The sequence below is a fragment of the Streptomyces sp. NPDC107559 genome, assembly GCF_055657365.1.
Genome location: NZ_JBVKBD010000001.1, coordinates 1,432,942 through 1,455,696 on the forward strand (window position 1 = coordinate 1,432,942; position 22,755 = coordinate 1,455,696).

Consider the following 22,755-nt stretch of genomic DNA (forward strand, 5'->3'; position numbering starts at 1 on the left):
GCGATGACGGCGACGACGGCGAACGACTCACCGGTGCTGCGCGTCGCCGGCCGCCCGGTGGGCCGTTACGTGACCCGGCCCGAGCTGCCCGCCCGGCTCTCCCCGCGCCCGTATCTGCACCCCGTCACCACTCTGGCCGGTACGGCGGTCACCGAGCTCGGCCCCGCCGACCATCTCCACCACCTCGGCGTCGGTGTCGCCGTTCCCGACGTCGAGGGGCACAACTTCTGGGGCGGGCGCACCTACGTCCGCGACCGGGGGCCGACCGAGCTCGACAACCACGGCGCCCAGCGGCACCTGGCCTTCCGGCAGCACGACCCCGACGGATTCGTGCAGGAACTGCGCTGGATGGCGGCCGGAGCCGAACTGCTGCGCGAGCGCCGTACGGTCGCGGCGGCCGGACTCACCGAGTCCGCCTGGGCGCTGGACCTCACCTTCGCCCTCACCAACGTCACCCCGAAACCGCTCTCGATCGGCAGCCCCGCCAGCAACGGCCGCCCCGGCGCGGCCTACGGCGGCTACTTCTGGCGGGCCCGCAAGGAGTCCCGGGCGCCGGACGTCTTCACCTCCGACGCCGAGGGCGAGGACGCCGTCCACGGCACCCGCGCCGACTGGCTCGCGCTGGCCGGCTCCACCTGGACGCTGGTCTTCGCCGGCGCCACCGACGCCACCCGCCGGGACCCCTGGTTCGTCCGGGCCGCCGAGTACCCGGGCGTCGGTTCGTCCCTGGCGGCCGCGGAGCGGCTGACGATCGAGCCCGGCGGGACCGCCGTACGCCGGATCGTCACCGTGGTCGCCGACGGCCGCCTGGACCGGGAGACGGCCGGCGCGCTCGTCCGGAAGGCGGTCGGCCGGTGACGCAGGAGACCTACCGCAACCCCGTCCTGGACGCCGACTGGTCCGATCCGGACGTGGTCCGCGTCGGCGACGACTTCTATCTCACCGCCTCCAGTTTCGGCCGCGCCCCCGGACTGCCGCTGCTGCACTCGCGTGACCTGGTCAACTGGACCCTGGTCGGGCACGCCCTGGAACGCCTGGAGCCGGAGCGGGAGTTCGCCTCGCCGCGGCCCGACTGCGGGGTGTGGGCGCCGTCGCTCAGGTACCACGACGACCGCTTCTGGATCTTCTGGGGCGATCCCGACCAGGGCATCTTCCAGATCAACGCGCCCGGGATACGCGGCCCTTGGACCCGCCCGCACCTGCTCAAGGAGGGCAAGGGACTCATCGACCCCTGTCCCCTGTGGGACGAGGAGACCGGGGAGGCGTATCTGGTGCACGCCTGGGCCAGGTCCCGTTCCGGCGTCAAGAACCGCCTGACCGGCCACCGTATGCACCCCGACGGGACCTCCCTCCTCGACGACGGCAAACTGATCGTCGACGGCGACCGGATCCCTGGCTGGTTCACCCTCGAAGGCCCCAAGCTCTACCGGCACGACGGCTGGTTCTGGATCCTGGCGCCCGCCGGGGGAGTGGAGACCGGCTGGCAGGGTGCCTTCCGGTCCCGCGACTTCTTCGGGCCGTACGAGGAGCGGATCGTCCTCGAACAGAAGGACACCGACGTCAACGGCCCGCACCAGGGTGGCTGGGTGCGCACCCAGGCCGGCGAGGACTGGTTCCTGCACTTCCAGCAGCGCGGCGCGTACGGCCGGGTGGTCCACCTCCAGCCGATGCGCTGGGGAGCCGACGGCTGGCCGGTGCTCGGCGACCACGGCGCTCCCGTGACCGAGCACCGCCGGCCCGCCCTGCCGGCGCAGCCGCCCGCCGCACCGGCCACCGACGACGACTTCCCGGGCGGACGGTTCGGCCGCCAGTGGTCGTGGACGGCCAACCCTCCCGCGGCCGGCTGGGCCCCCCAGCACTCCGGTGACGGGCTGCGGCTGACCTGCGTACGCTCGCCCGCCCCGCTCGACCTGCGGAAACTGCCGAACGTCCTCACCCAGCGGCTGCCGGGCACGCCGGTCGCCGTCGAGGTGGAGCTGAGGCTGCACAGCGAGGAACCGGGCGCGCGGGCCGGGCTCGTGGTCCTCGGGGAGGCGTTCGGCTGGATCGGACTCCAGCGGGACGCGGACCGGGACGTGCACCTCGTGCACCGGTTCGCCGAGCCCGTCGCCGAGCGGGAGCGTGACGCCGGCCGTCCGTGGCTCGCGCCCGACGGGCGGGCGAGGCTGCGGATAGAGATCGGCGCGGGCGCGCGCTGCCGGTTCTTCCACGACATCGGTGACGGTCCGCGTCCGTCCGGCCCCGTCTTCGCCGCCACCCCCTGGGGCTGGGGCGGTGCGCTGCTGGGCCTGTTCGCGCTCGCGCCGCAGGGGCACGGCCAGGCCGGCGCGGCCACGTTCACGCGGTTCCGGATCGGTCCGCTGTAACCCCGTCCACACGTCCACATGTCCGTCCGTACGCCGGTGGGGAGCCGCGACGACGCACCTGTCGAGCAAGCGCTTGCCCCACCTGTCGACCCCCACAACTTCATATCTCCGTCGGGATCCGGAAGAAGAGAGCCGATCACATGAAGAGCAGCATCCGCAGAAGCAGGCGCGCCGTCCTGGCCGTCGCCCTGGGCTCCGTGCTCGCGCTGACCGCCACCGCCTGCGGTGACGACGGCAGCGGCGCGGCGGGCGACAAGGGCAACGAGGGTTCGGGCAAGGGCGAGATCACCTTCTGGGACAACAACGGCGGTGTCCGCACCGACATCTGGAAGGAGATCATCGCCGACTTCGAGAAGAAGTACCCGGACATCAAGGTCAACTACGTCGGGATTCCCGCCGCGAGCGCCCAGTCCAAGTACGACACCGCCATCCAGGGCGGCGGCCTGCCCGACGTCGGCGGCGTGGGCACCGCGGTGCTCGCCGAGGTCGCCGTCCAGGGAGCGCTGGAACCGCTGGACAGCCGTCTGGCGAAGAGTCCGCTGAACGGCAAGCTGAGCCAGAACCTGCTCGACGTCAGCAAGTCGGCCGGGGGCGGGGACACGCTGTACCAGGTTCCGACCTCCGCCAACAACGGCACGCTGTGGTACCGCACGGACCTGTTCACGGCCGCCGGGCTCGACGCCCCGACCACGTGGTCCAAGTTCTACGCGGCCGCGGACAAGCTGACCGACAAGGGCAAGAACAAGTTCGGGTTCACCATCCGCGGCGGCGAGGGATCCATCGCCCCCGCCCTGGACGCGGTGTACGGCCAGACCGGCATCACCTCGTTCTGGGACGGCGACAGGACCACCGTCAACGACCCGAAGAACGTGGCGGCCCTGGAGAAGTACGTCGCGCTGTACAAGAAGGACACCCCGTCCGCCGACGTCAACAACGACTTCACCAAGATGGTCGCCCAGTGGGACAGCGGCACGATCGGCATGCTGAGCCACAACCTGGGCTCCTACCAGGACCATCTGAAGGCTCTGGGCACGGCCAAGTTCAAGGGCATCCCGAACCCGACGGCGGACGACGGCACCCGGGTGCAGATCTCCAACCCGGTGGACGGGCTGAGCCTGTTCAAGTCCAGCAAGAACAAGGCGGCCGCCTGGACGTTCATCGAGTTCGCCCTCTCGGCGGCGGAGAACTCCAAGTACAACGAGTCGGCCGGGCAGGTGCCGGCGAACACCGACGCCGCGAAGGACGCGTGGATCCAGAACGCCGAGCCGACGAAGCTCGCCGCCGAGGCGCTGAACGGAACCAGCACGAAGATCGTGCAGATGCCGTACTACCTGCCCGACTGGAACACCATCTCCAAGGCGGACAACGAGCCGAACTTCCAGAAGGTGCTGCTCGGGAAGATGACCGCGAAGCAATTCCTGGACACGCTCGCCGAGCAGCTGAACGCGGCGCAGGCCGACTGGAAGAAGAACCACTGACCGCTCTGGTGGTTCCCGGTGGTGAGGGTCCGCCCGGCCGGTCACGGCCGGCCGCGCGGTTCCCCACCACCTCGGACGGATCTCCTCGCCCCCTGTTCGAAAGGCACCGCAGTGTCTCTCACCCGCAGACAGGTCACCGCGGCGGCCGTCGCCGCCGTCCCGCTCGCCCTCGCGGCGAACGGCACCGCTCGCGCCGCGGGCCGTCCCCGCACGCTCTACATCGCGGGCGACTCCACCGCCGCCCAGAAGTACGCCGACGCCGCGCCCGAGACCGGTTGGGGCATGGCACTTCCCTTCTTCCTCCGCCGCGACCGGCTTGTCGCCAACCACGCGGTGAACGGCCGCAGTTCGAAGAGCTTCGTGGACGAGGGACGGCTCGACGTCGTCCTCGCCGCGATCCGGCCCGGCGACATCCTGCTGATCCAGTTCGCGCACAACGACGAGAAGACCACCGACCCCGCCCGCTACACCGAGCCGTGGACGACGTACCAGGACTACCTGCGGCTCTACGTCGACGGGGCCCGCGCCCGGGGCGCGCGGCCCGTGCTGGCCACCCCCGTGGAGCGGCGCAGGTTCGACGCGGACGGCAACGCCGTGCCGACCCACGGCGACTATCCGGCGGCGATGCGCGCGCTCGCCGACGAGGAGTGCGTGGCGCTGCTCGACATCGAGGCCCTGTCGCTGGCGCTGTGGCAGGAGCTCGGGGTGGAGGCGACGAAGACGTACTTCAACTGGACCGACACCGAGCAGGACAACACGCACTTCAATCCGCCGGGCGCGATCGCGGTGGCCCGGCTCGTCGCGCGTGAGCTGCTGCGCACGCGGGTGCTCGCGCCGCGTGACGTGGTCCGGCTGCACGACGACATCCCCACGTCCTGGATCACCTGGCCCGAGGCGACCGACGCCCCGGCCGTGTAACCGAGGAGACCCGCACAGTGCGTACACAGATATGTCATGGACGCGTCACAAGAATGCTGGCGCTCGCCGGCTGCACGGCCCTGGTGCTGTCCGTCACCGGGACCGCCGCCGCGCGGGAGAACCACGACAACCGTCACGACACCGCCCGCCAGGTGCTCCCCGCGAACGACGGCTGGGGCTCCTACGGCACCGGCACCACCGGCGGCGCCGCCGCGGACACCGCGCACGTCCACACCGTCACCACCTGGGCCGGCTTCAAGGCCGCCCTGGCCGACGGAGGCAGCGCACCGAAGATCATCAAAGTGAAGGGGGCGATCGACGCCGTCGCCGAGGGCTGTGACGCCTTCGCCGCGCCCGGCTACGACTTCGACGCCTACCTCGCGAAGTACGCGCCGGAGACCTGGGGCCTGGACACCGATCTGAGCGCCGAACCCGACGACAGCCCCGAGGGTCTGCGCCGGGCCTCCGCCGCCGCGCAGGACACCGCCATCAAGGTGAACATCCCGGCCAACACCACCATCGTCGGCATCGGGAAGAACGCCGGCTTCAAGGGCGCCAGCCTCCAGATCAAGGGCGTCGACAACGTCATCGTGCGCAACCTCGCCTTCGAGAGCCCCATCGACTGCTTCCCGCAGTGGGACCCCACCGACGGCACCACCGGCAACTGGAACTCCGAGTACGACACCGCCGTCGTCTACGGTTCCACCCATGTCTGGCTGGACCACAACACCTTCACCGACGGCAGCCACCCCGACAGCGCGGCCCCGACCTACTTCGGGATGCTCTACCAGCAGCACGACGGCGAGCTGGACGTCGTCCGGGGCGCGGACTACGTCACCGCCTCCTGGAACCGCTTCACCGAGCACGACAAGACCATCCTGATCGGCAACAGCGACAGCGAGTCCACCGCGGTCGGCGACCGCGGGCATCTGAAGGTCACCTTCCACCACAACCTGTTCTCGGGACTGGTGGAGCGCGCGCCCCGGGTCCGCTTCGGACAGGTCGACTCGTACAACAACCACTTCGTGGCGGACGCGGGCTACAACTACAGCTTCGGCATCGGCAAGGAGTCCCGACTCGTCGCCGAGCACAACGCGTTCACCCTGCCGGACGGGATCAGCGCGGCGAAGGTCCTGAAGAGATGGACCGTGTCGCCGCTCACCGCCGACGACAACTACGTCAACGGCACGCTCACCGACCTGATCGCCGTCCACAACGCGGAGATCCCGGCGGAGGCCCTGGAGTCCGGCGCCGGCTGGACGCCCACGCTGCGCACCGGGATCGACCCGGCGAAGGCCGTCCCCCGGATCGTCGACTGCGGCGCGGGCGCCGGCCGCCTGCGCTGACGTCCCCGCCCGAGGTGCGGGCCGGGGCGCCCCACCCCCGTCCCGCACCTCCCGCCCACCCCTTCCACCACCCGACTCCTCCCTCCCACCACCCGACTCCTCCCTCCCACCACCCGACTCCTCCCTCCCACCACCCGACCCGCACGAGCCGCACCGCGAAGGAGCAGCCGTATGCCCTCGCACCTCCCCCTTTCTCTCTCCCGCCGGGGTTTCCTCCTGGCGGGCGCCGGCGCGGGCGCCGCCCTCGGGCTCGCCCCGGCCCCCGCACGGGCCGCGGCCCGCCCGCGCCCCTTCGGCCACTACGGTTCACCGGCCGACCGCGCCACCCCGGCCACGCTGTACGTCGACCGGGGCGGGCGGGGCGACTTCACCACCGTCCAGGCCGCCGTGACCGCCGCGGCCGGCAGCGGCTGGACCCTGGTCATCGCACCCGGCACCTACCGGGAGACGGTCGCCGTCGACGCCACCCGCACCGAGACGACCTGGATCGGCGCCTCGCGGGACCCCCGGGACGTCGTGATCGTGTACGACAACGCGGCCGGCACGCCCAGGCCCGACGGCTCGGGCACCTACGGCACCACCGGGTCCGCCACCACCACCGTGCAGGCCGACGGCTTCACCGCCCGCTGGATCACCTTCGCCAACGACTGGCTGCGCGCCGACCACCCCGGCATCACCGGCACCCAGGCCGTCGCGATCAAGGTGCAGGGCGACCGCTCGGCCTTCCACCACTGCCGCTTCCTCGGCCACCAGGACACGCTGTACGCCGACTCCCGCGCCCTGACGGCCTTCGCCCGCCAGTACTACGCCGACTGCTACGTCGAGGGCGACGTCGACTTCGTCTTCGGCCGGGCGACCGCCGTCTACGAGAACTGCCACTTCCGCACCCTGGACCGTACCGATCTGGCCGGCGCCCCCTACGGCTTCGTGTTCGCGCCGTCCACCGCGGTCGCCAACCCGCGCGGCTATCTGGTGAGCCGGAGCCGGGTCAGCAGTGCGGCCCCGGACGCCTTCTACAAGCTGGCCCGGCCCTGGGTGCCCGGCTCCGACCCCACCGCCCGCCCCATGCTCACCGTCCGCGACACCCGCCTCGGTGCCGGGATCGACGCGGTCGCGCCGTACGCCAATATGTCGGCCACGTACCCGTGGCAGGACCAGCGGTTCGCCGAGTACCGCGACACCGGTCCCGGCGCCGAGATCACGGTCCCGGACAACCGGCCCCAACTCAGCGACGAGGAGGCCGAGTCGGCGACCCGCGAGGTCCATCTCGGCGACTGGGCGCCCTGGAAGGAGTGCTGACGGACATGCGCCGACGCACCCTCCTCACCGGCCTGGCCGGCGCCTTCGTCCCGACGGCCGCCGGCCAGGCCGCGGCCCACGACGGCCGGGTTCTGCACGTACGCCCCGGCGACTCGGTGCAGCGGGCCGTGGACCGGGTGGACCGGCCCGGCCGGACGATCGTCGTGCACCCGGGGACCTACCGCGAGGCCGTCACCGTCCCCGCCGACGCGGCGGAGCTGACCCTGCGCGGCGCCACCGGCGACCCACGCGACACCGTCATCGTCCTCGACCGCGCCAACGGCACCCAGCGGCCCGACGGTTCGGGCACGTACGGCACGGCCGGATCCGCCACCTTCACCTCGGCGGCCCCCGGGCTCACCGTCCGCGACCTGACCCTCGCCAACGACTGGCTGCGCGCCGACCACCCGGAGATCACCGGCACCCAGGCGGTCGCGGCCTACGTCACCGGGGACCGCTCGTCCTTCGAGAACGTCCGCCTGCTGGCCCACCAGGACACCCTGTTCGCGGACACGACCGCCCTCGACGCCTTCGACCGCCAGTACTTCCGCCACTGCCACATCGAGGGCGACGTCGACTTCGTCTTCGGCCGGGCGACCGCCGTCTTCGACCGCTGCCGGTTCCACACCCTGCGACGGGACGTGACCTTCACCCCGAAGGGCATGGTCTTCGCCCCGGCCACGGCCCGCGCCAACCCCTACGGATTCCTCGCCGTCCGCTGCCGGGTCACCTCGGCCGCCGAGGACGCGGCCTACAAGCTCGCCCGGCCCTGGGTGCCGTCGTACGAGACGACCGCCTGGCCCTCGCTGGTGGTCCGGGACACCTGGCTGGGCCCCGGCATCGACGCGGTGGCCCCGTACACGAACATGCGCGACGCCTACCCGTGGCAGACCATGCGCTTTCGCGAGTACGCCGACTCCGGCCCCGGCGCGGTGATCACGGTCCCGGAGAACCGGCCGCAACTGACGGCGCGGGAGGCCGCCGAGCACACCCCGCGGACCTATCTGCGCGACTGGCGGCCCCACGGCCGCCCCTGACCGCCCATGACGTCCCCAGCACCCTCACCCGACACAGCCGCATGACGAAAGGACCCGCACGCCATGTCCCGTCGTACCGCTCTCACCCTCACCGCCGCCCTGGCCTTAGGATCGGGCCTCGCGGTCCTCCCCACCCAGGCCCAGGCCGCCACCGTGGTCGTCAGCAACGTGACCGACCTGACCAGCGCCATCAAGAACGCCGGCGCAGGCACCGTCATCCAGGTCCGCGGCGGCACCTACTACCCGACGGCCACTCTCCAGTCCACGGTCAACGGCACCTCCTCCTCCCCGGTCACCCTGACCGCGTACGGCTCGGAGACCGTCAAGATCGACGGTTCCTCGCTCCCGGACGGGGACTGGATCTTCAAGCTGACCGCCGACTACTGGAACGTCTCCGACATCACCTTCCAGAACTCCCCGGACAGCGCGGTCGTCTGCCAGTCCTGCACCGGCACCAACTGGACCGACATCAAGACCATCAACGGCGGCGACTCCGGGTTCACCCTCACCGGCGACGACACGGTCAACAACACCGTCAAGTACCTGGACAGCTACGGCAACTATGACGCCGCCACCCACGGTGAGAACGCCGACGGCGTCGCCGTGAAGTTCGGCTCGGGCACCGGCAACCTCATCACCGGCGCCCGCCTCTACAACAACTCGGATGACGGGATCGACTTCTGGTCCTTCTCCTCGCCCGTCACCGTCGAGCACACCTGGTCCTTCGGCAACGGCGTCAACCGCTGGTCCGACTCGGCCTTCGCGGGCGACGGCAACGGCTACAAGCTGGGCGGCGACGGCGAGGTGGTCGCCCATGTCGTCAACAACTCGGCCGCCTGGGGCAACAAGGGCAACGGCTTCACCGAGAACTCCAACACCGGCGCCATCGTCATCAACCGCACCACCGCCTACGCCAACGGCAACTGGGGCTACTACTTCGCCACCAGCGCGGCCCGCCTCGGCAAGAACCTGGCCGTGAGCAACGGCAGCGGCTCGGTCTCCAAGGGCTCCTCGGTGGTCTCGGCCGGCAACAACTGGGACAGCGGCATCAGCACCCCCGCCTTCAAGTCGACGGACGCCACGACCACGTACAACTCCCGCCAGTCCGGCGGTGCGTTGCCCGTGACGACGTTCCTGACCACGGGCAGCAGCACCATCGGCGCGACCATGGACTGACGAAGTGCCGTCCACTCCAGGGCGCTTGACCCGTTTTTTGCCTGTGAGGGAGGTATCGATCAGGCAACGGGTCTCGCGCCCACCGGGGTGACGCGCGTAGAACTCGTGTCATGCATAAGCCACTTCGTCTCGCGGCGCTCGCCGCGGCGTGTGCCGTCGCCGGTGCCGGCCTGTACGGCGCCGGCGCCGCCACGGCCGACCAGTCCACCGCCAACTCCACCCGTGAGCCGTACAACATCGGGCTCCTGGTGAAGGACATCGACACCTACTACGGCATCACGACCGACAGCGCCGGTGTGTACCAGGCGTCCCCGGACAGCCCGTACGCCAAGGACCTCGCGCGGATCGACGCCGCCGCGCGCAAGCAGATCGACCGGGCCGCCCGCAAGGCGGCGCACCACAAGGGCACGAAGCCCGCGGTCGTCTTCGACATCGACGACACGCTGCTGCTCAGCCTCGACTACGAGAAGCGCTACAACTACACGTACAACGCCACCACTTGGGCGGACTACGTCAACAAGGCCGACCGTCCGGGCGTCTTCGGCAGCGCGGAGCTCGTGCGCTACGCCCACGCCAAGGGCGTCGAGGTCTTCTACAACTCGGGTCTGAGCGAGGCGCAGCGCACCGCCGCCGTCGCGAACCTGAAGAAGATCGGCGCCGATGTGAACCTCGACGCCGGCCACATGTTCCTCAAGGACAAGGCGAACCCGCCGGCCTACCTGGCCGCCTGCGCCACCCCGGGCACCTGGAACTGCACGACCGTGCAGTACAAGTCCGGTACCCGCAAGCACATCGAGAGCCTCGGGTACGACATCGTCGCCAACTTCGGCGACCAGTACTCCGACCTGGACGGCGGCTACGCCGACCGGACGTACAAGCTGCCGAACCCGACGTACTTCGTCAGCTAGCACCGCAGCGGGCGATGCTCGCCGAGAACGGCGGAAGGGGCCCCCTTCCCGGCCCGTGAGGGCGGGGAAGGGGGCCCCTTCGATGCGGGGTCAGCCCAGGCGCTGGACCGTGGCCCAGCTCGTCGAGCGGAGGGTGGACGCGGTGCCGAGGGTGGTGGCGGTGCCGGGGTAGAGCTGGAGGTCGCCGGCGGCGTTGGTGGCGAAGACGTCGGGGACGCCGTCGCCGGTGACGTCGGGGCTGCCGTAGACCAGGGGGTGCTCGGCGTAGAGCCAGGTGCCGGAGACGTAGGTGTCGTCGCCGTCCAGGCTGGCGGCGGACGAGCCCAGGCTGGCGAGGACCGTGCCCACCCCGTCGCTGTCGAGGATGCCCTTGCGCAGGATGACGTTGCCGGCCGCGGTGCGGTACGTCATGTCGGCCGCGCCGTCGCCGTTGTAGTCGGCGATGGCGACGAAGTCCCGCTCCGTGGCGCCCCAGGCGGAGGACGTCATCTTGGTCGCCGCGCTGAACGTGCCGCCGCTGTAGCCGCTGAGGATCCACAGCTCGTTGCCGAGCGCACCGCCGGCCACGAACAGCTCCGGCCGGCCGTCCCCGGTGATGTCGCCCGCCGACTTGATCTCCGAGAAGGTGGAGGGGGCGGGCGTGTTCGCCGGGAGGCGTACCTCGACACGCTTGGTGACGTCGATGGCGCCGTAACCGTCGCCCGGGTAGACGAACAGGCGGCCGTCGGGTGTGCGGATCACCCAGTCGCTGACGCCGTCGCCGTTGAGGAAGTCCCCGTTGTGGGTGACCAGGGCGTAGTTGCTCTTGGCGTCCCAGATGTGCGGGGCGGTGGCGCCGTCCTTGATCAGGGTGCCCTTGTTGTGGGTGCCGAAGGTGGCGGACAACCAGGTGCCGTTCTGCGACATCGAGTTGATCCAGAGGTTCCCGGCGGCGGTCACATTGCCGAAGTCGGCGGTGCCGTCGCCGGTGAGGTCGCCCGGGCCGTCGGCGGTCGTGCGCGGCTGGACGTAGAAGAAGTACTTGCGCGGGTTCGGGGATATGTTGCCCGCCGCGTCGACGGACTTGACGTACAGGGTGTTGGGGCCGGCGGACGGGGGCTGGATGCCGGTGATGGTGGCCGTCTTGAGGGTCGTCGTGCAGGACTTGGTGAGACCGCCCGAGGTGCCCTGTGATCCGCCGGCGCAGGCGTAACCGGCGTAGCTGGTGGAGTTGAAGGACCAGACGAACTTCACGATGTCCGTCTCGGAGGGCGAGCCGACCGCGAAGGTGAAGTTGCCGGAGTTGCCGAACGGCTTGGCGGACCAGACGTCGGGCACGCTGTCGCCGTCGTTGTCGCCGGGGAAGTCGGTGGAGACGACCTCGCCGGGGGAGTCGGGCAGGTTGGTGTCGTAGGTGAAGCGGCACACGCCGTCTCCCCCGGTGGGCGCCCAGCCGCTGCTGACCTTGGCGTCCCAGGCCCGTACCCGCCACGAGTAGGTGATCCCGGTGGTCAGGTACGACTTGATCGAGATCCCGCCGACCTCACCGTCGTCCACGGCCTTGGTCAAGGTCTTCGTGGTGGTGTCGGACTTGCCGGTCTGCCAGAGCTGGAACTCCAGCTTGGTCAGGTCGCTGTCCGGGTCGGTGGCCTTGCCGCTGATGGTGATGGTGTCCGCCTTGCCGACCTTGATGTACGGGGAGTCGGAGGTGTCGCAGGAGCCGGGGCTCATGGTGACGGACGTCGGCGTGTTCGGCTTCCGGTTGTACGTGACGTCCAGCGTCGGGGAGCCGTCGCCCTCGGCCTTGAACTTCTTCCAGGAGTAGGTGTCCGTCTCCAGGCTGCTGGCGGAACCGGTCGGCGCGGAGGATGAGGTGGAGGCCACCAGGCCCAGGTTGAAGCTGGTCGCGCCGTCGTCGGCAGCGTCCTGGAGCAGCGAGGTGACGGTGAAGTTGACGTACGCGTCGGGGCAGGAGCTGTTGGACTTCCAGCCGTAGGCGAAGGACTTGGACGTGATCTTCCGCTTCCAGGACGGCTGCCGGTTCCAGGTGGTCTTGGAGGTGAAGTCGCCCGTGCCCCACAGCTGCACCGTGCGCTTGCTGCACGACCAGGAGTGGGTCTCCAGGACCTTCAGGGTGGCGCTGGAGACGTCCGCGCCCGTGATGGCCTTCTTCAGCTTCATGCGGAAGAACGAGCGGGCCGTGCCCCAGGTCTCCCGCTCGAAGCCGACGCGGGCCTCCTTGGTGTCCTCGTTGTAGTTCGCGCCGTCGTAGAAGCTGGAGCTCGGGTACCGCTTGTAGACCGTGGTCCAGTTGGCGCGGATACCGGTGGTGGAGGGGTCGAGGAAGAGCGGGTAGGTCAGGCCCTCGGTGTCCGCGAGGTAGCTGCCCGGCGGAGTGATCGTCAGCACGCCGTCGCCGAACTCGGCGGCGGCCGTGGTGGCGTGGGCGCCCTCGCCGGGGCCGTTCGCGGCGGGCAGGGCGAGGGTGCCGGAGGCGGACGCCCGGGCGCCGTCGTAGGCGACGGGGTCGGCGCCTGCCTTGGTGTCGTCCGGGTTCTCGTTCGGGACCTCGTCGGCCGGCACGTCGTCCGGGTTCTCGCGCGCGGGCGCCTTCTCGACGACCTCGGGGTCCTCGTTGCTGCCGGTCGCGGCCTCGGCCTCGGTGCCGGTCGCCTCGGCCCCGGTGTCGTGGGTCCCGGCGGAGTCCCACAGGAACGGTGTGGGGGAGACGGCGATCTCGTTGCCCGAAGCGTCCTTGGCCGTCAGCACGTCGGTGCCGGGGTCGAGGACGAAGGAGAGGCTGGAGGAGGTGACCCGGTAGCGCGGAGGGTCGGCGGCGAGCCGCTCCGCGGCCTCGGGTGTACGGACGACCAGGACGTGCGTGAAGCCGGTGTCCCGGGCGGACAGCATCAGGTCCACGCCGGGCCGGACGTCCTCGTACAGCGCGCGGTTGTCCTCGACCACCGGCTCGGGCAGTTCGCCCGGCCACTCGAACCCGATCTCGTGGCCCTCGGCGGTCATCGTCAGCAGCGGGGTCCACGAGGCCCCGGCCGCGTCGTCGACCTGTTCGGCGGCGCCGGCTCCGGTGCGGAACACCGCCGACCGGACGGCAGTACCGGACCGTCGGACCGACGCCTTCCGGGCGCCGCCGCCACCGCGTCCTCCGGCCGAGAAGGTAACCGGATAGGGGCTGTTGACGGTGTGCCAGCCCTTGTCGCCCTTGCGCAGGCCGGTGTCGATCGGCGCCCATTCACCCTGTGCGTTCTTCGTGCGCACGGGCGCGACGGAGACCGAGTAGGTAAAGGTTCCGTCCGGATTTGCGTATGTGGTCGAGAACTCGTCGGCCAGCGCCGTGACTTCGACCCGCTTGCCGCCCCTGCGCGCGCGTGACTGGGCCTCGTCCTCGTCGACCGGCCGCGCGGCCCGCTTGGTCCCGGCGTCGGAGACGGTGTCGCCGTCGTCCCGCAGCGCGAGCAGCGCGCCACCGGCGGCCAGCACGGCCAGTGCCGCGGCCGCGGCCACGGCACGCCGAAGGCGCCGTCCACCAGGGGGATTTGGTTGCACGGCGGTGTCGAGGTCGCTCAAGGGCCCTTCTCCACAACAGGCTGGACCGCGCTGCGGCGGACGCCGCGGCGGCATGGTTCTTCCGGTGTGCCCTCAAAGCCTGGTGACAGGTCGTGGCGAGCGCTCTACGCGCCGGATCGGGCGGTTGGAGTATGAACAGCTCCTCCCGGTCAGATCAACACTCTTCGATCGCAACTGTGTTGGATACGGTCGCGCAACGACCCGGTAAAGGCCGCCGGTGGGAATCTTTGCTCTTCTTTGTCTGACTTTGGCCAGTGACATACCCAACAGAGAATCGGTGAGTCTTGACGACGATCTTCACAACGTCTTTATCTTCGTGATCGATCTTTAGTCGTTGTTCACCAAGTGCCGTCACGCGTGTGCGTCGTGACGGTTCATCACGGGGGAAGAGTCAACTTGACCGTGCGTACGGTGCTGTCCTGGTGCGGCAGGGGTTCGCTGGCGAGAACGCCGCGCGAACGCCTGGTCCGCCGCAGAGCAAGGGTCGGCGTCGTCGCCGGGCTGGTTCTCGCCCTCAACGTCACCCTGCTGCCCGACGCCGTCGCGTTCGGTCCCGACGTCCCCCGTACGGCGGTCGAGCTCGCGGACCTCCAGGAGACGGACGCCGTCCCGGTCGACGAGACGCTGACCGACAAGCTCGAGGAGCTCTCCGGCTCCGCCGCGACCGATCCCCAGCGGGCGTACGCGCCCGCCGCGGTCGCCGAGGTACCCCAGGCCTCCGGCACCCAGGCCGTCGACAACCTGACCGCGGGCGCGACGACCGAGGTCGCGAAGTCGACCGACGGCACGATGTCCATCGGCGTCGGCGCACCCGACGGTGCCACCCCCGCCGAGGCCGACGCCCTCGAAGGCCAGTGGAGCGTCGCCGCCGCGCCCGAGGCCGACGCCGTCGCGAACGGTGCCCAGGGCTTCCTGCTCGCCGTCGACGCCCCCGCCACCGCCACCGGTGACGCGGTCGTCTCCATCGACGCCACCAAGCTCGCCGAGACCTACAGCGCCCAGTGGCTCGACCGGCTCTCCTTCACCCTGATGCCGGCCTGCTACGCCGACACCCCCGACCTGGAGGAGTGCTCCACCGGCGTCCCGGTGACCACCGAGGTCGAGCGCACCGGCCACACCGTCTCCATGCCGGTGGACGCCGGAGACTCCTCGGGCTCCGAGGCCGACACCGGCGAGGACGGCGCCTCCGACGAGGTCGTGGGCGACACCGACACCACCGTCGACGTCCCCGAGACCCTGGTCAACGTCACCCTGGACACCGCCGACCTGCACTCGGTCGCCGCGCAGTCCACCACGAACCCCGCGGTGAGCACGGACGCCGGCCGCGTCGACTCCGCGGTCTGGCACGAGAGCGCGGCAGGCGCCGTCCAGCAGATCGCCGGCTCCTCCGGCGGCGGCCTGCTCGTGGGCAGCTCCTACGGTGCGGGCGCGGGCGGCGACTTCGCCGCCAGCCCGATCGTCTCGGCGGGTTCCTGGACCGCGGGCGGCTCCTCCGGCGCCTTCAGCTACTCCTACACGATGGCCGCCCCGCAGGTCCCGGCCGGCCCGACGCCCAACGTCACCCTCAGCTACAACTCGCAGACCTCGGACGGCCGTACGTCGTCCACCAACAACCAGGTCTCGTGGGTCGGCGAGGGCTGGGACTACAACCCCGGCGCCATCACCCGCACCTTCGTGGGCTGCGCCGCCGACACCGCCGACGCCAACAACGCCAAGCACTTCACCGGCGACCAGTGCTGGGGCTCGTCCAACGCGGTCCTCTCCCTGAACGGCACCACCACCGAGCTGGTGCGCGACGACACCACCAAGGAGTGGAAGGGCGCGCGCGGCGAGAACATGCGCGTCGAGCTGCTGACCGAGGCCGACTACAAGAAGGTCATCGCCGACGCGACGGGCGTGCCGGTCTCGGACGTCACCTACAGCTCCGACAACGGTGACGACAACGGCGAGTTCTGGCGCGTCACCACCGACGACGGCACCCAGTACTTCTTCGGTCTGAACCGGCTCCCGGGCTGGTCCTCCGGCAAGGCCGAGACCAAGTCGGTGCTGAACGTGCCGGTCGCCGGCAACCACTCCGAGGACCCCTGCCACGCCACGAAGTTCGAGGACTCCTTCTGCGACCAGGGCTGGCGCTTCCAGCTCGACTACGTCGTGGACACCAACGGCAACGCGATGTCGCTGTGGTGGGAGAAGGAGAAGAACGCCTACGCGCGCGACATGAAGGAGGCCAAGGCGGTCGAGTACGACCGCGGCGGCTACCTCTCCCACATCGACTACGGCCAGCGCGCCACCACCCTCTTCTCCGCCGAGCCGCTCGGCCGGGTCAGGTTCAACGCCGCCGAGCGCTGCTTCGACGACTCCGCCCTGAAGGTGGCGTGCTCGAACAGCAACTTCGACTCCAAGCAGTCCGACCGGACCCGGCCCTGGTTGGACACCCCCGCCGACCTGGCCTGCGCGACCGGCAAGAAGTGCTCCACGTACGCCCCGACCTTCTGGTCCCGCAAGCGCCTCGCCTCCGTCGACGCCTGCACCCAGCGCGAGCAGGGCGTGACGCTGACCGAGTACTCCTCGGACGCCGACGGCAACGAGACCGGCCAGCGCAACGCCTGCGGCCTCGAAGGCGACTCGGCGAGCACGACCTCGCTGTCGAAGGTCGACTCCTGGGGCCTGAAGCAGTCCTTCCCGTGGAACCTCACCGGGGAGTACACCGCGCTCTGGCTGGAGTCCATCAAGCGCACCGGCTACGCCGTGGACGGCTCCACCAGCCCTCTGAACCCGGTCTCCTTCGGCCACAACGAGAACCCGCTGCCCAACCGGGTCAAGAAGGACTCCTCCGACACCGACCCGCTGTTCGCGCGGCTGCGCATCCAGGACGTCGTCTCCGAGTACGGCGGCCGCACGCACGTCGACTACAAGGCACCCGAGGGCAAGTGCCTCTCCGGTGCCGCCCGGCCGAAGACCGACGAGAACCACTCCCTCTGCTACCCGGCGTACTGGCACGCCGACGGTGAGCTGGAGGACAAGCGGATCTCCTGGTTCCATAAGTACGTCATCGGCAAGGTCACCGAGTTCCCGCGTCTCGCCGACGCGCAGGACATCGTGACGACGTACGACTACGCCACCGACGGCGACGCCGTCGACGGCGCGCTGTGGGCCAAGAGCCAGTCGGAGTTCTCCCGCCCCAAGAAGCGCACCTGGGACGACTTCCGCGGCTACCCGGTCGTCACCACGACCACCGGCACCACGGACGCGACCGACGGCGCCGTCGCCTCCAAGTCCGTCACCCGCTACTTCCGCGGCATGAACGACGACGTCGTCGCCGACGAGACCCCGGAGAAGTCCTCCGACGACGTCAAGCGCTCGGTCGTGACGACCGACATCACCGGCGCGACCCTGGCGACCGACCGCAAGGCGTACGCCGGCATGGTCGCCGAGTCCCTCACCTATCCCGACGCGTCGGCCGACACCGCCACCGGCTGGACCGCCCGCACGGTCAACGTCCCCGACGCCCCGGTCCGACTGGCCACCCGCAACCGCACCGACGGCCCGGACGTGATCTCCGAGCGTGTCACGCTCGGCAGGACGTCGACCATCTCCAAGGCCTCGGTCAAGGGACCGGACGGCTCGTACCTGCGCACGGTGACCTCCGAGACCGAGTACGACCCCACGTACGGCCTGCCGACGAAGGTCAAGGACTACGGCGACACGGCCGTCTCCGGCGACGAGTCGTGCACCGCCACCTCGTACGTGCACAACACGTCCGGCACGAACTACCTGGTCGGCCTGGTCGCCCGGACCGTCACCACCACCGGCACCAGCACCTGCTCCACCGACCTGTCCAGCGCCACCGGTTCCACGCTGGTCACCGGCTCGCGCATGTACTACGACGGCGCGACCTCCTCCACCGCCACGCCCACCAAGGGCCTGGTGACGAAGACGGAGGCGCCGACCGGCGCCGGCACCGGCTGGGAGACCACCAACCCCGAGTCGCGCACCGAGTACGACTCCACGGGCCGCGTCACGAAGGTCACCGACCCCACGGGCGTGGTCAACAAGACGGCGTACCTCCCGGACAGCGGCCAGGTCTACACGATCGAGACGATCACCGGCAGCAAGGTCGTCGACGGGGCCGAGACCGGCTTCAAGGACACCACCGTCCTGGAGCCCGGCCGCGGGGTCACCATCAGGTCGACCGACGCCAACAACCGCGTCGAGTCCTACGAGTACGACCCGCTGGGCCGCGCCGTCGCCGCCTGGGACGCCACCCAGTCCGCCACCGACGACCCGACGGTCAAGTACACGTACAACATCGACCCGAAGAAGCCGGTGTCGGTGGTGGCGGAGTCGCTCTCCGACAACCCGACCGCAGGCGTCGACGGCGACAAGGCGGGCTACGAGAAGTCCACGACCATCTACGACGGCCTCGGCCGCGAACGACAGACCCAGACCCCGGCGGTCGACGGCGGCCGGCTGATCACCGACACGCTCCACAACAACGCCGGCCAGGTCCGCTACACCCGCAACGCGTACTACATGGAGGGCGACCCGGACACCGAACTGGTCGTCCCGGCCTCCGAGTCGCTGGTCCCCAACGCGACCTCCTACACGTACGACGGCCTGGGCCGCGTGCTCACGGTCACGCCGGTGCACAGCTCCTACCCGCAGACGGGTGAGACCTTCACCAACGCCGGCAAGCCGGTGCCCACCACCGACCGCCGCACCCGATACGAGTACGGCCTCGACTACACGGTGATCCGCCAGCCCCAGGGCACGCCCGCCTCCCGGGTGTGGACCGACGCGCTGGGCCGCACGACGCAGCAGGACACCTTCAGCGACGCGTCGCTGACCGAGGCCGGCGCGATCAGCACGACGTACGACTACGACCTGCGCGGTGACATGGTCACCAGCACCGACGACGTCGGCAACACGCGGACCTGGAAGTACGACGCGCTGGGCCGGGTCACCGACACGACCGACCCGGACGCCGGGGCGGCCCACACCGACTACGACGCCTACGGCCGTGTCGACAAGGCGACCGACGCCCGCGGCCAGACCGTCTCGTACACCTACGAGCGGCTGAACCGCGTCGAGCAGGTCAAGGTCACCCCGAAGGGCTCCACCACCTCCACCCTCGCGCAGACGTACGCGTACGACGGCGCGACCGGCGGCAAGGGCCAGCTCGCCTCGGCGACCCGCTACACCGACGGCAAGGCGTACACCACCTCGATCGGCGGCTACACCTCCGACTACCAGCCCACGGACATGACCACGGCCCTGCCGCCGGGTTCCACCGCGGGCCTGACCGCCGACGGCTTCGCCACCCAGTACAAGTACACGTACAAGTACAACGCCGACGGCCAGTTGGAGACGTACTCGGCGCCTGCGGCCGGCGGCCTCGACGCCGAGGACGTCGTCACCCGCTACAACAAGGCCGGTCTGCCGATCTCGGTCTCCGGCAAGAACTGGTACGCCGCCGAGGCCTCCTACTCCCCCTACGGCCAGGTGCTCCGCTCCACCACCGGTGAGCAGGGCCACCGGCTGTGGCAGGAGAACACCTTCAACGAGTCCACCGGTGAGCTGCTGACCAGCAGGCTCGTCCGGGAGAGCGCCACCGACACGACCGTCGTCCCCGGCAGCGAGGTCAGCAAGCGCTCCTACGCCTACGACCCGTCGGGCAACGTCCTGTCCGTCGCGGACAAGATGGGCACCGCGACCGACCAGCAGTGCTTCAAGTACGACGTGCTCGGCCAGCTGAAGGAGGCGTGGACGACGCCGGGCGGCGGCGCCTGCACCGCCTCCGGCAAGACCACCGCAGAGCCGGTCTACACCGACGGCAAGGTCAACGTCTCCTCCAACGGCGACGGTTACTGGCAGTCGTACGACTACGACGCCCTCGGCAACCGCACCAGGAAGACGGCCTACAAGGCCGACCCGACCTTCACCTCCGGGGTGCGCGACACCAAGGGCGACGTCGTCACCGACTACGCCTACGGCACCAGCGACACCGCGAAGAACGACCAGCCGCACACGCTGACCTCGTACACCACGAAGTCGACGACGGCGGCGGGCGCGGCGGTCACCACCCGCTCGACGCAGACCTACGACGCCGCGGGCTCGATGGAGACCCGCTCCACCGGCGGCGACACGGCCCAGACCATGACCTGGACCTGGGACGGCAAGGCCGAGTCCGTCACCGGCTTCGGCGCCGACGGCTCCGGCGCCTGGATCGGCGTCGGCGACCTCTGCATGGACCTCTCGGGCGGCATCGCCACGGCCGGTACCGCCATCCAGATCTATGTCTGCAACGGCAACAAGTCGCAGCAGTTCCGTTTCAAGGCCACCGACACCGACAGCAACGGCACGGTCGAGGACGCGACGATCGGCCAGCTCATCGTGGGCGGGCAGTGCCTCCAGCCGGGCAGCGCCACCGCGGGTTCGGCCGTCGTCATCCAGGCCTGTGACAAGGCCGCGGCGGCGGCGCAGCGCTGGCAGACCCTGAGCACCGGCCAGGTCAAGTACGTCACGAGCACCTCGACGAACCTGTGCCTGTCGGCCCCGGCGACGACGGTCGGCACCGACCTCACCCTGGCGACCTGCAACTCCACCGTCGCCGGCCAGATATGGAAGCCCGCGTCCAAGACGACGTACGTCTACGACGCGATGGGCAACCGGCTGCTGGAGCGCACGAGCGCCGGCGCGATCCTGAACCTTCCCGACACCAAGGTCTCGCTGACCACGGCCGGCAAGGTCCGTTACGTCGAGCGCACGTACGCCGGCATCGGCGGCCCGTCGGTGACCCGGTTCCGCGAGGGCGCCAACAACACGGCCGGTGTCAGCGAGCACCTGTTCGCCCAGGCGACCGACCTCAACGGCACCCCGCTGGCGGAGGTCCGCCTGGACGGCGGGATGCAGGTCCGGGTGCAGAAGAGGGACCCGTGGGGCGAGGAGCGTGCGGTGAGCATGCCCATGCGCACGCACACCGGGTTCCACACGGGCGACGACGACGTGGAGACGGGCCTGACCCATATGGGCGCCCGCGAGTACGACCCGGGCACGGGCCGCTTCATCTCGGCGGACCCGGTCCTGGACGACAGCGACCCGCTCCAGGCCAACGGCTACTCGTACGCGAACAACAACCCGGTGACGCACTCGGACCCCTCGGGTCTGACGTCCTCCGCCTCCAGCTTCGACGCCTCGATCGCGGCGCTGGACGCGAAGATCGCCGAGTACCAGAAGACCCTGGGCCGCTCCATCGGCGACGTGATCCTCGCGACCGGCTGGGCCGTGTTCAAGGAGTTCATCGGCTGGAACGACGTCGTCGGCTGCTTCACCCAGGGCGACCTGTGGGCCTGCGGCAGCCTCCTGATGGACGCCATCCCGTGGACCTCGGTCTTCTCCAAGGGCAAGAAGATGTGGCGCGCCTTCAAGGGCACCATGAGCGCGGTCAAGGCGTTCAAGGCGGCCAAGCGCGTGGCCGAGATCGGCCTGAAGGCGGCGAAGGCCGCCAAGGTCGCGCTGATGAAGGCGAAGAAGGCGGCGGAAGCGGCGGCGGCGGAGGCCAAACGAAAAGCCCGAGCAGCAGCCAAACGCGCAGCCGAGGCGGTGAAGAAGAAGTCCCATACGGGCTCGAAGGGTGCCAGGGGCAATGCACCCCAGGTAGAAGCCCGCACCGCGGCCCAGCACAAGGGCTCTTCGGGCGGCGGCAAGGCGGAGGAGAAGTCCGGCGGCTCACGCGACGGCTCGGGCAAGGAGGAGTCGGGCGGGGGCGGTGGATCCGATTCGGAGTCGGCTCCGTCCTGCACGACCAACAGCTTCACGCCCGACACCAAGGTCCTGATGGCCGACGGCACGGCCAAGGCGATCAAGGACGTCAAGGCCGGCGACAAGGTCCTGGCGACCGACCCGGAGACGGGTGAGACCACGGCCGAGACGGTCACCGCCGAGATCCTCGGCAAGGGCGTCAAGCATCTGGTCAAGGTCACCGTCGACGTCGACGGAAAGAAGGGCTCCAAGACCGCCGAGGTCACCGCGACCGACAAGCACCCCTTCTGGGTCCCCGAGCTCGGCGACTGGATCGACGCGACCGACCTCAAGTCGGGCGAGTGGCTGCGCACCAGCGCCGGCACGCTGGTCCAGATCACGGCCGTCAAGCGCTGGACGGCGCTGGACGCCACGGTGCACAACCTCACCGTCAGCATGCTGCACACGTACTATGTGCTGGCAGGCGCCACGCCGGTCCTCGTCCACAACTGCTCTCCGGAGCTGATGGCGCACGCCAAGAGCGTCGCCAAGACGATGCGGCCGGGCGACAAGTCGAAGGTGGCCACCATCATGCGGCTGAACGATGAAGAAGGAACCATTCTCAAGGGAGTCAGCAGCAACCGCGGGCGTGAGGGCTTGCACGAGGACCTGGTCGCGGAGATTTTCGACAATCCGAGCGCGGCCGGCACATTCCACCACGGTGGGTGCGGAGAGATCGACTGCCTGAACCAGGCGATGGAGAAGGGATTGTCGATCGTCGGTGCCCGATTCGAGTCGGCGACCGTGCATGCGGACGGAAGAATTGTGCCGCTTGATCCCTGTGACGCCTACTGCAAACCGTTGTTGAACGGCATGAACGAGTTCTCGGAGACGAACTTCTCGTGGTAGTCACGGTGGTGCCG

The 22,755-nt window shown here is 70.1% G+C and carries 11 protein-coding genes; 10 read left to right on the top strand and 1 reads right to left on the bottom strand.

Annotation, left to right across the window (positions count from 1 at the left end):
* Positions 1 to 3: 3 nt before the first annotated feature.
* The 9 genes from ACZ7OY_RS06170 to ACZ7OY_RS06210 all read left to right on the top strand — a co-directional run bounded on the left by ACZ7OY_RS06170 (position 4) and on the right by ACZ7OY_RS06210 (position 10,528).
* Positions 4 to 858: a DUF6807 domain-containing protein gene (locus ACZ7OY_RS06170; RefSeq protein WP_471910383.1), complete on the top strand. Its 855-nt coding sequence runs from the start codon at positions 4 to 6 to the stop codon at positions 856 to 858.
* A complete protein-coding gene (locus ACZ7OY_RS06175; protein ID WP_471910245.1) occupies positions 855 to 2,366 on the top strand; it encodes a glycoside hydrolase family 43 protein in 1,512 nt (503 codons plus the stop codon). Before ACZ7OY_RS06170 ends, ACZ7OY_RS06175 begins: the two co-directional genes overlap by 4 nt.
* A 140-nt stretch (positions 2,367 to 2,506) precedes the next feature.
* On the top strand, positions 2,507 to 3,844 hold the full coding sequence (locus ACZ7OY_RS06180) for an ABC transporter substrate-binding protein (RefSeq protein ID WP_471910246.1): 1,338 nt from the start codon (positions 2,507 to 2,509) through the stop codon (positions 3,842 to 3,844).
* Positions 3,845 to 3,955: 111 nt separating this feature from the next.
* Positions 3,956 to 4,762, top strand: a complete 807-nt coding sequence (locus tag ACZ7OY_RS06185; RefSeq protein ID WP_471910247.1) for a rhamnogalacturonan acetylesterase — start codon at positions 3,956 to 3,958, stop codon at positions 4,760 to 4,762.
* A gap of 17 nt (positions 4,763 to 4,779) precedes the next feature.
* Positions 4,780 to 6,108, top strand: a complete 1,329-nt coding sequence (locus tag ACZ7OY_RS06190; RefSeq protein ID WP_471910248.1) for a pectate lyase family protein — start codon at positions 4,780 to 4,782, stop codon at positions 6,106 to 6,108.
* Positions 6,109 to 6,279: 171 nt separating this feature from the next.
* Entirely contained in the window at positions 6,280 to 7,407 is a 1,128-nt protein-coding gene (locus ACZ7OY_RS06195; RefSeq protein ID WP_471910249.1) for a pectinesterase family protein, read from the top strand.
* A gap of 5 nt (positions 7,408 to 7,412) precedes the next feature.
* A complete protein-coding gene (locus ACZ7OY_RS06200) occupies positions 7,413 to 8,444 on the top strand; it encodes a pectinesterase family protein (RefSeq protein WP_471910250.1) in 1,032 nt (343 codons plus the stop codon).
* 63 nt (positions 8,445 to 8,507) lie between these two features.
* Positions 8,508 to 9,620, top strand: a complete 1,113-nt coding sequence (locus ACZ7OY_RS06205; protein ID WP_471910251.1) for a right-handed parallel beta-helix repeat-containing protein — start codon at positions 8,508 to 8,510, stop codon at positions 9,618 to 9,620.
* 110 nt (positions 9,621 to 9,730) lie between these two features.
* Complete coding sequence (locus tag ACZ7OY_RS06210) at positions 9,731 to 10,528, top strand: HAD family acid phosphatase (RefSeq protein ID WP_471910252.1); 798 nt, start codon at positions 9,731 to 9,733, stop codon at positions 10,526 to 10,528.
* A 90-nt stretch (positions 10,529 to 10,618) separates the two neighbouring features.
* On the opposite strand, the gene ACZ7OY_RS06215 is transcribed toward ACZ7OY_RS06210, so the two are convergent.
* A complete protein-coding gene (locus ACZ7OY_RS06215) occupies positions 10,619 to 14,092 on the bottom strand; it encodes an FG-GAP-like repeat-containing protein (protein ID WP_471910253.1) in 3,474 nt (1,157 codons plus the stop codon).
* Between the two features lie 402 nt (positions 14,093 to 14,494).
* Here ACZ7OY_RS06215 and ACZ7OY_RS06220 point away from each other — a divergent pair, with 402 nt between their 5' ends.
* The gene (locus ACZ7OY_RS06220) at positions 14,495 to 22,741 is read left to right on the top strand and encodes a ricin-type beta-trefoil lectin domain protein (RefSeq protein WP_471910384.1); all 8,247 of its coding nucleotides are present in this window, start codon (positions 14,495 to 14,497) and stop codon (positions 22,739 to 22,741) included.
* Positions 22,742 to 22,755: the final 14 nt, after the last annotated feature.